The following is a 14,213-nucleotide window of genomic DNA, read 5'->3' on the forward strand; positions in this document are numbered from 1 at the left end:
AGGGGTCACTCCGGCGTTACCAAACCGGCAAACTTGTCGCGCGCGACTGAGCGGATAACTGACGCGATGCTATCAATGGTCCGCTTATGCGCAGAACGTTTGCGCCAGACCAGCCCGACGGATCGTGTGAAACGGTCCTTTCGAAACGATAGAATTGCGACATCGCCCGTGTCAGGCGAAACCTCGGACCGCACGTAAAGCGCAGGCAAAAAACAAACCCCCATGTTCAAAGCCGTCATTTGTCGTAACGCGTCCAAACTGGTGCCTTCATAGTCCTGCCGCAGGTTTGCACCCACCTCCTCGCACAAGGCGACAATTTGGTTATGCAGTGCATAGCTTGATGTCAGCGCAAGAATATCCTGCCCCGCCAGATCGGCATCGCGCGCCTGCGACTTGGCGGACAAGGTGTGATCCTGCGCCACGGCCAGTTTCAGAGGCTCGCGAAACAGGCGTTCAACCGCTAAGTCAGCAGATCGCACCGGAAGCTGCGTCAGGATCAGATCGTGTTGACCCAAAAGAAGCTCTTCCTGCAAAACAAGCGGGGCGGCGTCACGCACAATAAGTTTGAGCGACGGATAAGACGTTCGCAGGCGCCGCATAACATGGGGCAAAAAGTAGGGGCCGAGCGTTGGCGATGTCCCCAGCCTTATGGTCCCGCTCACACCGGCACTGGCATCCCTCGCCAACGCGTTGAGCGCCTCAGTCTCTTCCAATATGCGCCGCGCCTGCGCAAGAATTTCGCGCCCGCCGGGGGTCAGGATGGCCCCACGCTGGCCGCGTTCAACCAATTCGACGCCAAGTGTCGTTTCCAAACCGGCAATCTGCTGGCTTAGCGAAGGTTGGCTGATGCCAAGGCGTTCGGCCGCGCGCCGGTAGTGCTGAGCCTCGGTCAGTGCCACGAAGTAAGACAGCTGCTTCAACGTCACCCCGCTTGCCACGACATCTCCTTTAAATAGGTTTTTCCGATCAATCCCACATATATGATCATCTTTTTCAAGGTTCAATTGGACCCATATCTGATCAAGGCAGCGGCAAACGCGACCCTGATCAAAAGACCGCGTGGCAAGCTGACCCAAGCACCCTTGAACACCAACAGCAAAAGGAGACTAAGATGCCCCCAACCGCCCGTGTCAAAACCTTCTCCTTAAAAACACGTCTGGCTGAACTCAACATAAAGAACCGCGAAGTGAAAAAACTGATCGCGGATGAGCTTAAGCGGCCTTTGCCTTGCAACATATCTTTGCAACATCTCAAACGCCGTCGGCTCAAGCTGAAGGACCAGATGTCACATTACGACGGGCTTCTGCGCACGCTCAGCGCCATGAACCCGAACCAGCCCCCACACCCGCAGAGGTAACCCATGTTTCCACAGATGTATCAAATGACAGGGCTCAAGTATTTCCACAGCACCGACTTGACCGACATGAAGCAAGCTATCCTTGACGATAGTGAGGCCGGTCAAAGGAACGGAAGGCCGAAAGCCAGAAAGAGTGCCGCTCAGAACAAGGACGAACGCCCGACTCGACGCGACAGCAGCGACCACTGACCCTGAATCATTCACCCCGTGCGACACAGTTTCGTGCGGGGCATTTTTTATCTTCAATAGAATGCGACTTCGCTCACATCAATCTCTGCGTCGTGGTCCCGGCCAAATGCTACGATGGCGATTGACTTCAAACCGCTTGCGCGCGGGACGGCGCGAAGAAGCTGGCCAGATCGCGTAAATGCCTCAAAAGGCAGTCGTAACTCAGCCCAATCTTCCTTTGCATCAAAATCCGCTTGATAATACTGCCAAGGAAGTACGGTGCCGCCGGTGCGCAGATGCACGAAGTATTTCTGATTGTTGCCCCGTACCACAATACGCACGCCCGTCGCCCCTTGTGGTGCCCCATCAGGTACGTCCAACCTGATTTGGATAAACCCGCCGTTGTTTTCAGTGCTGACATTGCCGGTCATGCGCGCAAAACTCGTTCCACCTTCGGTGAGAAAAGCGACCCGCCCGGTAGAAACGCCGCCCATCACATCATCTGTGAAAAAACGCCAGCGCGTCTCTGGCTGCACTTGGAAATTCTCAATCATGATCTCCTCGGCGACGACAGCGATGGGGGCAAGCACCCACAGGATTAATATGAATGATTGTTGCAAAAGCAGTCGCATGTTCAAAGCTCCGCGCCTGTGAATATCTAAAACTCCGGGCCAAATCTTGATCTGACTGACCATAATTAGAACTAGATTTTCGCCCGGTGCCAGCAAGCCCGGGCAATGCGACGCCCCGTAACACTGACGATTTCCAAAGCACGCCGATGCGTTGCCAAGACTGGCAATCCGGACGCTCGTCTGAGAGCGTTCCTTCAGGGCGTGCGCAGGAATGGACCCGCGTAGGACGGTTTGGTTGTTTGCTGGCCTTATCTCGAGGAAGTCAACAATTCGTCAACACAATCAAATGCGATTGACCATTCAGAAGCGGTTCTGTACCGATCATTCCAGTTTGAACCGATCGTTACAGGAAACACTATGCGCCGTTACTTTGAAAGAAGCCTTCCAACGCCAAGTTTCAGGCTGATTATTCTTGCAGGTATGGGCGGGCTTCTGGCTATTGCCTGCCTGCGGCTCTTGACAGACAGCGCCCATCTGGCGCTGATCATGGCCCCCTTTGGTGCAACCTGCGTCCTTTTGTTTGCCGCTCCGGCAAGCCCCTTTTCCCAACCCATCAATGTCGTTGGCGGCCATTTTGCGGCCAGCCTGGTTGGCCTACTTGTGCGGCTTTGGTTACCGGACGAATGGTGGGCCCTGGCCTTTGCCGTAGGTCTTGCCATTGCCGTGATGGTTGCCTTGCGCGTGACGCACCCCCCGGCAGGCGCCAACCCGCTGGTCGTTTTCGCCGCTGACCCAGGGTTCCTCTTTCTGGTGTTTCCCGTGCTCTCTGGATCAATAGTTCTTGTAATTCTGGCGAGTTTCTTTCATCGGCTGAGTGGACAGGCATATCCACAAGGGGCCGGAAAATGACACGTACCGTCGCGGAAAGAGATGACGTCATCCCTGTTCTTGCCGAAGTCTTCCGACATCACGGATACGAAGGGGCAAGTATCGGCATCATCTCTGCCCGCACCGGACTGGGGCGAAGCAGCCTTTACCACTTTTTTCCCGGTGGAAAGAAGGAAATGGCGGCTGCGGTCCTGACGCATGTCTCGCGGTGGTTTGAAACAAACGTCTTTACCGTTTTGGACTCCTTGCCGCCGCATGCCGCCATTAACAAAATGCTCGATGCAGTTACGGCCTATTTCGAAGGCGGTCACCGGATATGCCTTGTCGGCGCCTTTGCGCTGGACGCGACGCGGGATCAGTTTGCCGATGCAGTGCGGTCGTACTTTAACAGGTGGATTTCATCCCTTGCTGCGTGCCTTGAAAGGTTACGGCCAACGGTTTCAGACGCTGTGCTTCAGGCTCGCCGAATTGTCGCGACAATCCAAGGCGGCATCATACTGGCCCGCGCTACTGATGAAGCCGAAACATTCCACGCGCTCATCCGAGAATTGCGGATAAAACCGGGCGTAAACACATAGCGTTGACAGGGCTCTTGGCGGGGCAATTCCAAGTTGGTATAAGATTTTTACCCTCCGCCACACTCACCGTCCCATGCCCAATGCTGCTCTTGAATAGCTTTCGTTTCCTCCGCGAAACCTTCGCCAGTGTCTTATCGGCCTCGCCTGCGCCTTCTTCGCAGCCCGGGTCTTTAGACTTGTGGCATCTTTGTCAAAGCCTCAAAAACACCGTTCAATTTGCCGGACCCTATTGCGGTGGCGCCGCCCTGACCATCGACCGGGGTGTTTAAATGGAACGCAAAGCACAAATTGTGCATGTCGATGACGACGCCGACATCATCTCGATTGCTCAGATGTCGCTTGCGGTGGTCGGCGGTTTCGATGTTGTCCAGTTTAGTTCCGCCCGAGACTTGCTGGAAAATCTAGACGGGCTGGAACCGGATCTTTTTCTGCTGGATGTAATGATGCCGGAAATGGACGGAGTTGAGCTGTTGCGGGAGTTGCGGAAACTTGACCCGTACAAGGAAACACCTGCGGTTTTTATGACAGCAAAAACAGATCAGGCGTTCCAGGAAACGCTTATCGGATGGTACAAGGTCGATTGTATCACAAAACCCTTTGATCCAATCAGCCTACCGGATCAATTGAAGGAAATACTGGATAAATAGCCCGTTTCCAGACCGCTGTGAAAACAGCCCGCCCTGGCTTTTGTTGGTGTAAACCTCCTTGGCCGTGCCATTTGCTCTAAATGTAGTATTTGTACAAGGTTTTTACCCTACCACTCACCACTTTTCCGGATATAGTGGCCTAAAGTGTTTCAACCTCTGCGGGTTTCAAAACTATGCAGCCAAGGTTAACGGGCGGCCATGATGCAGATAAGAGGACGTGGCGTTTGACGAATTTGAATCCGGTTGGGAACCAGCCTGCAGACGAAGAAAAGTCCCTCCTTCTTGTGCAACAAATGCGAGATTACTGCGAGGTCGGCGTCAAGCTCGTTTGGCAGAGGCAGATTATCTATATCGCGACGCTTGGCCTTGCCGCATTTTACTATGATGCCCGGTTCGCGGGTATTCTTGCGCTGTTTGTCATCGGGTCCGAGATCTTTGATTTCTGGTCCTTCAAACGTGTTCTGAATCTCGATCCGGGTGATGTTGTCGCAGCGCGCAAACGGTTGCCATTTCTCTATGCCGGCGCGCTGGTTAATACTGCCATCATCGTGACGTACTCGATCGGGATTGCGGTCATTCAAGGCCCGACAACACATTTCATGTCACTGTTCTTTCTGTTTTCCGGCGCACTTTTTGCAGCCATGCATAGCCATCATTTGCTGTCGGTCCTCATCATCCGGCTAGTGATTTTTACAGCCGCTTTCCTGTTCATCCCGCTGCGCGACATCGTTCTGACCGGCGCGCCGATAAAATCCGAACTTTGGGCGCAGTTCTTTACCAGCCTCTTTGTTCTGACCTTTGTTCTTGACAGCTCCCGAAGCTACCTGGGGTTCTACCGCACCCAACTCGCTCAGATGACCCGCCTGAGCAAAGAGCACGAGAAATCGAAGATGGCCTATAAGGCCAAGACCGAATTTGTATCGACGATGAGCCACGAATTGCGGACGCCGCTAACTTCGATCAAGGGATCAGTTGATTTGGCGGCTTCGGGGAAACTGGGTACCCTACCAAAGAAGGTTGGTTTTGTCCTCGACGTGGCCCAGCGAAACTGTGAGCGGTTGTTGATGTTGATCAACGAAATCCTCGATCTTCAGAGCGTCGAAAGCGGAAAGATGACGATCTCTTGCGAGAAGTCGAACCTTGTGGACGTCATCGCGGACTCTGTGACCGAAAATCAGCCCTTTGCAGAGTCTCTGGATGTGGTCATAGAGACAGACCCGCACCAGACGCCCGTTTGGGTAAATGTCGACGATGCCCGGCTGAAACAGGTTTTTTCCAATATTCTTGTCAACGCGGCAAAGTTCTCGCCTCCGGAAAGTACGGTTTTGGTTTCAATTCAGGAAAGGGATGGAACAGTCCGTATTCTGTTCCGCGACCACGGGATCGGTGTGTCAGAGGACGATCATGAAATTGTTTTCGACCATTTTTCTCAGATCGATGCATCGGACACACGCAAGATCGGGGGCACCGGTCTGGGGATGAATATCTCGAAGCGTATTATGGAGGCTTTGGGCGGATCGATTTCCTACACCAAGAACACCGGCCCCGGCACAACATTTATCGTCGAGCTGCCGACATCCGACCCAGTTCCCGGCGGTTGCACCAAAGGATAACCCTCAGGCAGACCACCTCACGGGTTTTCAAGTCAGGTCCCGGTCGCACCCCGCTCGGCCCAGATCGTTTCGAGCTGGCCTGCGATGGTCAGGGGATCAAACGGTTTGATGATAAAACCGATTACTCCAGGCAGGTCTTTGGCACCATGCCCGCCTGATGCAACGCTACCGGTCATGAAAACCGCCGGCAGGTTCACAAACGCAGGCATCATTCTGATTTTTGACAGCAGCATGATGCCGTCCAAATCCGGCATCATCATATCCAGCAACAAAAGATCTGGGTTTACAGACCCGATACTGGCAAGCGTGTCGGCCCCGGACCGGCATTGATGAACACTAAATCCGCCTGTTATCTCGAACCCCATTCTGGCCAAATGGAGAATATCGTCATCATCATCAACGTGCAGGATGGTTCTTAGTTCGCCCATTGATCATCTTTCGCGTTTTCCAATTTGGCTTTCCCGGCTTACTCTGCACTGATTGAAGCGGCACTCTCGGCGACTTCAGTGTCCTGCACGTCTATGCACGGTAAGCCCACAGTAAAGATACTACCTTTGTTGGGGTTACTATGAACGTCTATGTGACCACCATGAAGCTTCACAAAACTGTTACTGATCGCCAACCCCAAACCCGTTCCTGCGTGGTTGCGGCGTGATGACTTGTCGACCTGCGCAAAGCGTTCGAAAATCTTGTTTTTCTGATCTTCGGGGATCCCCGGTCCAGAATCCTGAACCGTCACATAGGCCCGGTCCGCCACTTTTGTCATGGATACGGACACGCAACCAACCTCGGTGAATTTCAGCGCGTTCGACAGCAGGTTCAAAAATACCTGCCGCAGACGAAGCTCATCCCCGTCTAACCAAACCTCGCACAAGGATACCCGCAGTTCGATGCCTTTCTCCTGCGCCTTTTGTTGCAAGTCCTCAACCAGCGATCCCAGCAGCTGCTCGAGGTTGAGCCGGGACCGATCCAGCTCAACGCTGTCTTCACTGACGACGGCCCAATCCAGAACCGAATTGATCAGGTCCTGAAGATGCTTACCTGACCTTTCAGCCTTGATCGAAAACGTTTCAACTTCGTCCGAGAATTTTTCCAATGCGGCAAGCGCCTTTGGATCGTCGGCAAGCTCCAGCGTCAACGCCTTGTAGCTTGGCAGCACATTGTTGCTTTTCAGGAATGACAAATAGCCTACGATAACCGACAGCGGCGTACGGAATTCGTGACTGATGTTATTGAGAAAATCGGATTTTGCCTTATTGGCCGCCTCAGCAGCTCTCTGCGCATTTTTCAGCTGAGTCACATCGACCCTAAATCCAACCGTTTCACCACTGCGGGTCTTGGCTTCGGCGACTTTGAGCCAGCGACCATCGCTCAGTTGTTGTTCAAATGGCTCACCCGGATTTTTGTGGCTCTCGATACGCTGGGCGATCCACTCCTCTTCATTCCCAACCGCCTCGGGGTGCAATCCACGATCAACGGCGGCGCGGATAATATCCTCGAACTTGGTACCCGGTTTCATGAGGTCGGCCATTTCTTCGTAGTAGTTCAGATACTGGTCATTGCACATCAACAGGCGATCATTCGCATCATAGATGACAAACCCGTCTCTTATGGATTCGATGGCTGTCATCAATTGCCGCCGCGCCTGAGACCGGTCCTTTATCAGACGCCTTGCGTAACTAACGCCAAACATTCCAATTGAAGCCAGAATAAGGATCAATGTTCCAATGATTTGCCGACCCTTTAATGGCGCGTTCCATCCATTTGCAGGTGCCATTCCGTACTGAAGAGAAATCTCACCCAAAGAGATATCCGCCACAACCGGATCAAGCCCCCATACCGAAGGATCGCCAAATACGTGATCCAAACTGCCCTCGTCGGCATGGGTCTTTCGAACAGCACTGAGTGACTGCAGATTGGTGTCGTCAAGTCGAATTCCGATTTCGCTTAGAAAGGACTCGAAATCAACGACAATGGAATAAACTACATTTTCACCGATCATAGGTGCGCGACGAAAGATCAAACCACGCCCTCCTAAAATCAGATCAATAGGGCCAGAGACAACAAATTCCCCTGACGCGATTGTCCTATCGTGGCTCTCTTTCACCTCAGGGAGATCCCGAAAATCCACGCCAACTAGGACGCTGTTGTGCGCGGTAGGGTATGCATCGGTAACCACATAGTCTTGCGCACGGACAACACTGATGATGCTGGGGTTATCTTGTATAACGATATCTGCCAGAACATTAAAATCATCCGGGCTAAGCTGGCCGTCAAACGCCAATATGTTCACCAGTCCTTCAACGATCAGCCCATAGCCACGCAACCTTTCGTCCGCGCGGACCCCGACCATTTCCACAAGCTGCTGCATGGACTCCTGCTGCGCTTTTCGGGAGGCAGAAACATAGGCGCGATCCAGAATGAACCAGGACGCGATCGCGATCAGAATGATGCCTGAATAAATGGCCGTCAGAATTCGCAACTGGCGCCGGGCCGAGCTTTTGTGTCGTGACACTATGATCATCTGCCGAACATCCTGTAATTCCGACTATTTTCAGTACGTGGCATGCTGTCCAAGAAAGACCGTTTCAGGTATTGGTCTGCGCGTTGTCGAGCAAGTCTTCCATTTCGTTCATGAGATCCTCGAGTGACTCGGAAACCCCGTCCCGCGTCATCGTACCCGAAGTTATGGCCGTATCGATTTCACTTGCGCGCGAACCGATATCGGGAAACCCGAAGGACGCTGCGACACCTGCCAGTTTGTGACACTCGTGCCGGATTGCATCCAATACCTCATGATTATTTTCACCCGCCCTGAATTCGATTGCATACTGCTCAAGAGTCAGAATGCGGGTGTGCAGCCCCTCAATGAACTTTTGGCGCAACATCTGAAGTTTGCGCTCGTAGATCTCTATGTTTTCCGGCGACTGTGTCATGTGCTTTACAATGGTCGTCTCACACGAACCCGCCTTTGGGCGACGCGCTTGCAGTGTTGCCGTGCTGCGCGCTTCTAGCCCCGGTTATCGCCACATCCAGTAAATCATCCGGCGCTTTGAATGAGAGAAGGTTGCGATAAATCGGCGTCCCGATCTGGACCACCGGTCCAACTTCACCCGCGCTCTTGTACCAATCGGCCAATTCACTGAACTTGAGCTCCAACTGATCCTCGAACGCGTCTTTGTCGAACCCGCGCGCCCGCGGCAACAAAACGACGTAATCGCCCTGCCCCGCGTATGACATCAGGTATTCTGCGCCGCCAAAGCTTTCGCTGATCATTTCCGCAACGTCCATCAGCGCATCCATTTGCCCGCTTTGGTCCTTATTGGCGAAAACGTCCGACAGGTTCACGATATGAATGCCAAACGCGATAAAGCTGTTGATCCGCAACGACCCAAGCTTGAGGACATAGTTTTGCATCGCAAGGTAATCGATGCAATTTGGGATCTCGGACAGGCTGACCGCATCCAATGCGTCTGTTTTGCTATCGCTGGTGAAGGTCGGTTTGGATGTCTGCGTTGCCAACGCCTGAACCATCCGCATACGCCCTTGCAGCTCACGCCGTTGCAGGGGTTTGTTCAGATAATCCGTGGCACCTTTGGCGAAAGCGCCATCAATATGCTCGAGCGACGCGCTTGAGCTGACCATGATCACGGGCGCGCGTTTGGTCAGAGGGTTTGTCGTAATCCTCTCACACAGCTCAACTCCGTTCATGCCTGGCATTTCCACATCTACCAAATAGCAATCATAGGGCGTCTGTGACGCGGAAATGCAGTCCAACGCATCTTGCCCGGAATGAACCACATCGACACTATCCAGGCCAAGCAGCGACAATTCTGCCACCATTAGCTCGGTAAAAGTTGGATCATCGTCGACAACTAGAAGTTTCATTTTCTACTCTGACCGTAGCAAGACGCCCTACCTTATAGGGGTGAGAGGTGACGAGGTTCAATCCAGAGTTTACTGATCGGGTCGCTTAACCTTTGTAAGGTTGTAAATATGTCAGATTTGAACAGAGGGCTGTAGAACAAAACGCCACGCGGTCACGTTGCGACACGGACACGCGAGAAGTAACAAATTATCTGCGCAGAAACGAATTAGGCTGGCCCCTTTTGAGAGCCAGCCGAAGACCGGCTTTAAAAATGCGCCGATTTCGTGTTTTCCGGTATCGCGGCCGGTGCAAAGCGGGTCAGGTCAATGCCTTCGACGGCCTCTTTATACTCGTCGATCTTCGGTGTTCGTCCCAGAATTGCGGACAGAACAACAACCGGTGTTGAGGCGAGCAGAGATTCACCCTTCTTCTCGGCTGAGTCTTCGACCACGCGGCCTTGGAACAGACGGGTCGAGGTCGCAAGCACCGTATCGCCCTTGGCTGCCTTTTCCTGGTTGCCCATGCACAGGTTACACCCCGGACGTTCCAGGTACAGGATATTCTCGTACTCGGTGCGCGCCGCGGTTTTTGGGAAAAGGTCGTCAAACTCAAAGCCCGAATACTCCTGCAGAGTGTTCCACTCGCCCTCTTCCTTCAACTCATCAATGATGTTGTATGTTGGGGCTGCAACAACCAAAGGCGCCTTGAATTCGACCTTGCCGTTTTTCTTCTCAAGGTTCTTCAGCATCTGTGACACGATAATCAGATCCCCCTTGTGCACCATGCAGGAGCCAACGAAGCCAAGATCGACCTTTTTCTCACCGCCATAGTAGGACACCGGGCGGATCGTGTCGTGGGTGTACCGTTTTGAGACGTCCTCGTTATTTACATCCGGGTCAGCGATCATCGGCTCGTTGATCTCGTCCAGATCGACAACAACTTCGGCGAAATACTTCGCATCTGCATCCGGGGTCAGTGCAGGCACCTCACCCGACGTGATTTCGGCAATTCGCTTGTCGGCTCGGTCGACCAGACCTTGCAGAGTGCCAGCCTCATTATCCATGCCCTTGTCGATCATGATCTGGATACGGCTTTTTGCGATCTCAAGCGATTCAACCAGCGTTTCGTCTTGGGTGATGCAGATCGACGCCTTGGCCTTCATCTCGGCCGTCCAGTCGGTGAAGGTGAACGCCTGATCCGCCAGCAAGGTGCCGATGTGAACTTCGATTATGCGGCCCTGAAAAACGTTATCTCCGAATTGCTTCAGCATCTGCGCCTGAGTTGCATGCACGACATCGCGGAAATCCATGTGGTCGGCCATCTTGCCCTTAAATGTCACCTTGACCGATTCCGGGATCGGCATCGTGGCCTCACCGGTCGCCAGCGCCAGCGCAACGGTGCCGGAATCCGCACCAAACGCCACTCCCTTGGACATCCGCGTGTGCGAGTCGCCACCAATGATGATCGCGCGGTCATCCACGGTGATGTCGTTCAGCACCTTGTGGATCACGTCGGTCATGGAATGATACTCGCCCTTGGGGTCACGCGCGGTGATCAGACCAAACCTGTTCATGAAGGACATCAGGCGCGGAATGTTGGCCTGCGCTTTCTTGTCCCAGACCGAGGCGGTGTGACAGCCCGACTGATACGCGCCGTCCACGGTGGGCGAGATGACGGTGGCGGCCATCGCCTCAAGTTCTTGCGAGGTCATGAGGCCGGTGGTGTCCTGCGATCCCACGATATTCACTTTGACGCGTACATCCGACCCGGCATGCAGGGTGGTGCCTTCCGGAACGCCAACCGCGTTGCGGTTGAAAATCTTTTCGACAGCGGTCAGACCCTGACCTTCGTGGCTGACGACTTTTGATGGCGCAAAAGCCGATTTCAGTTCAACACCTAGTGTCTGCGCGGCAAATGTCTGAAGCTTTTTTCCAAAGACGATGGCGTATGACCCGCCAGCCTTCATGAACTCCAACTTTTGCGGCGTGAAAGATGCGCTTAGGTCGACCAGTTCCTTTTTGCCATCAGCGTCATAAAGCTTTTTCTCTTTGGTGTTGATGGTCATCACGGTGCCGGTATCCACCGAGTATTTCTGCTCGAGGATAGGGCTGTCATCGTTGTTCAGGATCGGGTTGCCCTCGGAGTCCACTTTTTTGACCCAGTTCTTCAGGTCGATCCCGATACCGCCCGTCACACCAACGGTGGTCAGGAAGATTGGCGAGATGCCATTGGTGCCCGCGACGATAGGTGCAATATTGACGAACGGCACGTATGGGCTTGCCTGCTTACCGGTCCACAGCGCCACGTTGTTGACGCCCGACATCCGCGATGACCCGACGCCCATGGTGCCTTTTTCGGCGATCAGCATCACGCGCTTGTCGGGATGCTGCAGCTTCAGCGCCTCGATTTCATCCTGCGCCTTTTGCGAGATAAAGCACTTACCATGCAGCTCCCGGTCAGACCGCGAATGCGCCTGATTGCCCGGTGACAGCAGATCGGTCGAGATATCGCCTTCCGCAGCGACATATGTCACAACTTTGATCTCTTCTTCGATCTCGGGCAGTTTGTTGAAAAACTCAGCCTTAGAATAGCTTTCCAGAATATCTTTGGCGACCGCATTGCCGGCCTCAAAGGCCTGTTTCAACCGATCAGTGTCAGCATCATACAGGAAGACCTGAGACTTCAGCACCTCGCCTGCCTGTTGTGCGATCTCGGCGTTTTCACCCAACGCCAGATCCAGAAGAACCTCAACCGAGGGACCGCCCTTCATGTGTGACAGCAATTCGAATGCGAAAGGAACTGAGATTTCGTCGACGACGACGTCGCCCAGGATGATCTCTTTCAGGAACTTTGCTTTCTCACCCGCGGCGCTGGTTGTACCCGGCAGCGTATTGTAGATGAAGAAGTTCAGCGACTCAGCCCGGTGTTCGTTACCGGGTTCCTTGATCTGATCGACAATCTCTTTCACAAGGGCACCGTCGTCGATGGGTTTGGGGTGAAGCCCCTGCTCTTTGCGGTTTTCGATCTCGCTTAGGTAATCTGTGTAAAGACTCATGGCTGTTCCGGCTTTTGCTATTGGTGGCGGTTGAACCAGGTTTACGGCAGCTTGGCGAAGCCCGGTCATACTTTGTATGCAGCGGTATACTAATTTGTCTTAGGTTTCAATAGACCATCTCATGACGACGTGAAGGGATGCGAGCACGATCACTGCAAATCGTCGGCGCTGGCCGAAATTAAGCATGCGATGACTGAGCAGCCGTGATCGCTTTAACTGTCCACGGTCAAAATAGCCTTAATTGCGTAATGGTCATAAAATGGTGTTTTTGCCTATTACCTATATATGGACAAATGAGTTGGATCGTTCACAAGCCGCTATTCTGCGGTCTCAAAACGAAGGCTGCGCACCGAAGGATCCACGCGGCTGTACGCTGCCAGCAATCGCCCGGACCATTTCTGCGCAATGTAATCGGCCATAAAGCGGGATGGAGCCATCAGAATCGCGACCCCCCCTGCCCTGTCCGACTCGATCAGATGCTGGAACCAACTGGCCCAAAGCTCAGGGTCGCGCCTATGCAGGATTGATTGCACTTGCGCCCAAACATCCCCTTCCACCGCATTGAGCGGTGCGGATTTGGCCTGGAACGGAACAATGTTGGTATCTGGTTCGGGCTCTTCCATCATCCGATCCCGGAAATCAGGACCGATCGTCGCCCAGTTTTCAGAGGTGTCCAACAGCATCTGCTTCAAATCCAATTCGTAAACCGCGACCCTGCCCCGTGCCGCCGGGCGTTTTACGGATACCCAGCCCATCGTTCGAAGCTTGGCCATCTCGCGTTTAACGGTGCGTTCATTCACCGACCAAAGCCGCGCGATCTCTTGTCGCCCAATTGAAAGTTCGTTGTTTCGCCAATTGTAGCGGGTGGTGATCAGAACAATTATGCGCAGGATGCTGCGCTGAAGATGCTTGTCGCCGGACAGGGCGTGAACGGTCAGCGCCGATAATATGTCATATTTTACAGCGGACGCATTTCGCCCAACCGGTTTTGCAATTTGCATTGCCGCTCTCACTGCTCTGTCTGCCTTGGTGGAGTATACCACCGGTGTTGCGCTGTTTGCCAACGCTTTTCGTTTGGATGAGCTGATTAGCGTCCAAACACTCGATTCTGTCAAGCAGAGTCTGACTTTGGCGTGAGGGTGAACCAATCCGGGCGCAAATAAAAAAATAAAAATGGGTGAAGTATTGGTGAAGGGGGACGTTCTACGTGTCCCCTTATTTTACGATAGTGTCCCCCTAAATGGGGTATTTTGGTAATTTGTGACCCCCTAAATACGGGGCCAGAGCTCGCACCCAGCCTCAGATCTATAGCTGCTATCGCGCGAATCGATTCCAGCTGCGGAACCCATGTTTTCTTACCCACGGGTAAGTTTCAACTTCTATCATATTTTCTTTTGCGTAAAGTGCAAATCAAGCGTAAATAGGAAAAACATATAAAATAGCGTCCCAAACGATGAGACCCGAGGC

At 53.3% G+C, this 14,213-nt stretch carries 13 protein-coding genes; 5 read left to right on the forward strand and 8 right to left on the reverse strand.

Annotated features, from left to right (window positions below; all coding sequences use genetic code 11):
* Window positions 1-5 precede the first annotated feature (5 nt).
* Window positions 6-938: a LysR substrate-binding domain-containing protein gene (locus ACXAET_RS18290; protein WP_475188346.1), complete on the reverse strand. Its 933-nt coding sequence runs from the start codon at window positions 936-938 to the stop codon at window positions 6-8.
* A 173-nt stretch (window positions 939-1,111) separates the two neighbouring features.
* Here ACXAET_RS18290 and ACXAET_RS18295 point away from each other — a divergent pair, with 173 nt between their 5' ends.
* A complete protein-coding gene (locus ACXAET_RS18295) occupies window positions 1,112-1,357 on the forward strand; it encodes a YdcH family protein (protein ID WP_475188350.1) in 246 nt (81 codons plus the stop codon).
* Between the two features lie 242 nt (window positions 1,358-1,599).
* On the opposite strand, the gene ACXAET_RS18300 is transcribed toward ACXAET_RS18295, so the two are convergent.
* Complete coding sequence (locus ACXAET_RS18300; protein ID WP_475188353.1) at window positions 1,600-2,157, reverse strand: CIA30 family protein; 558 nt, start codon at window positions 2,155-2,157, stop codon at window positions 1,600-1,602.
* 357 nt (window positions 2,158-2,514) lie between these two features.
* Between ACXAET_RS18300 and ACXAET_RS18305 the strand changes: the two genes are divergently transcribed.
* The 4 genes from ACXAET_RS18305 to ACXAET_RS18320 all read left to right on the forward strand — a co-directional run bounded on the left by ACXAET_RS18305 (window position 2,515) and on the right by ACXAET_RS18320 (window position 5,823).
* Window positions 2,515-3,006 carry an HPP family protein gene (locus ACXAET_RS18305; RefSeq protein ID WP_475188355.1) on the forward strand — a complete coding sequence of 164 codons (492 nt, stop codon included), beginning with the start codon at window positions 2,515-2,517 and terminating at the stop codon, window positions 3,004-3,006.
* Window positions 3,003-3,563: a TetR/AcrR family transcriptional regulator gene (locus ACXAET_RS18310; protein ID WP_475188358.1), complete on the forward strand. Its 561-nt coding sequence runs from the start codon at window positions 3,003-3,005 to the stop codon at window positions 3,561-3,563. The genes ACXAET_RS18305 and ACXAET_RS18310 overlap by 4 nt, the downstream gene beginning before the upstream one ends.
* A 269-nt stretch (window positions 3,564-3,832) precedes the next feature.
* Window positions 3,833-4,210 (forward strand): response regulator, encoded by a 378-nt coding sequence (locus tag ACXAET_RS18315; protein ID WP_475188361.1) that lies wholly within the window; start codon window positions 3,833-3,835, stop codon window positions 4,208-4,210.
* Window positions 4,211-4,503: 293 nt separating this feature from the next.
* The gene (locus ACXAET_RS18320; RefSeq protein WP_475188363.1) at window positions 4,504-5,823 is read left to right on the forward strand and encodes a sensor histidine kinase; all 1,320 of its coding nucleotides are present in this window, start codon (window positions 4,504-4,506) and stop codon (window positions 5,821-5,823) included.
* A 32-nt stretch (window positions 5,824-5,855) separates the two neighbouring features.
* Here the strand turns inward: ACXAET_RS18320 and ACXAET_RS18325 are convergent, their stop codons facing one another.
* From ACXAET_RS18325 to ACXAET_RS18350, 6 genes are all read right to left on the reverse strand, one after another.
* A complete protein-coding gene (locus ACXAET_RS18325; protein WP_475188367.1) occupies window positions 5,856-6,251 on the reverse strand; it encodes a response regulator in 396 nt (131 codons plus the stop codon).
* Window positions 6,252-6,289: 38 nt separating this feature from the next.
* Entirely contained in the window at window positions 6,290-8,347 is a 2,058-nt protein-coding gene (locus tag ACXAET_RS18330; RefSeq protein WP_475188372.1) for an ATP-binding protein, read from the reverse strand.
* A 64-nt stretch (window positions 8,348-8,411) separates the two neighbouring features.
* Window positions 8,412-8,759, reverse strand: coding sequence for an Hpt domain-containing protein (locus tag ACXAET_RS18335; protein ID WP_475188377.1), 348 nt, complete (start codon window positions 8,757-8,759; stop codon window positions 8,412-8,414).
* Window positions 8,760-8,778: 19 nt separating this feature from the next.
* On the reverse strand, window positions 8,779-9,711 hold the full coding sequence (locus ACXAET_RS18340; RefSeq protein ID WP_475188380.1) for a response regulator: 933 nt from the start codon (window positions 9,709-9,711) through the stop codon (window positions 8,779-8,781).
* A gap of 245 nt (window positions 9,712-9,956) precedes the next feature.
* Window positions 9,957-12,746 carry a bifunctional aconitate hydratase 2/2-methylisocitrate dehydratase gene (locus tag ACXAET_RS18345; protein ID WP_475188382.1) on the reverse strand — a complete coding sequence of 930 codons (2,790 nt, stop codon included), beginning with the start codon at window positions 12,744-12,746 and terminating at the stop codon, window positions 9,957-9,959.
* Window positions 12,747-13,063: 317 nt separating this feature from the next.
* On the reverse strand, window positions 13,064-13,747 hold the full coding sequence (locus ACXAET_RS18350) for a DnaA N-terminal domain-containing protein (RefSeq protein WP_475188386.1): 684 nt from the start codon (window positions 13,745-13,747) through the stop codon (window positions 13,064-13,066).
* Window positions 13,748-14,213 lie beyond the last annotated feature (466 nt).

The sequence above is a fragment of the Ruegeria sp. AWH4_226 genome, from assembly GCF_056159225.1.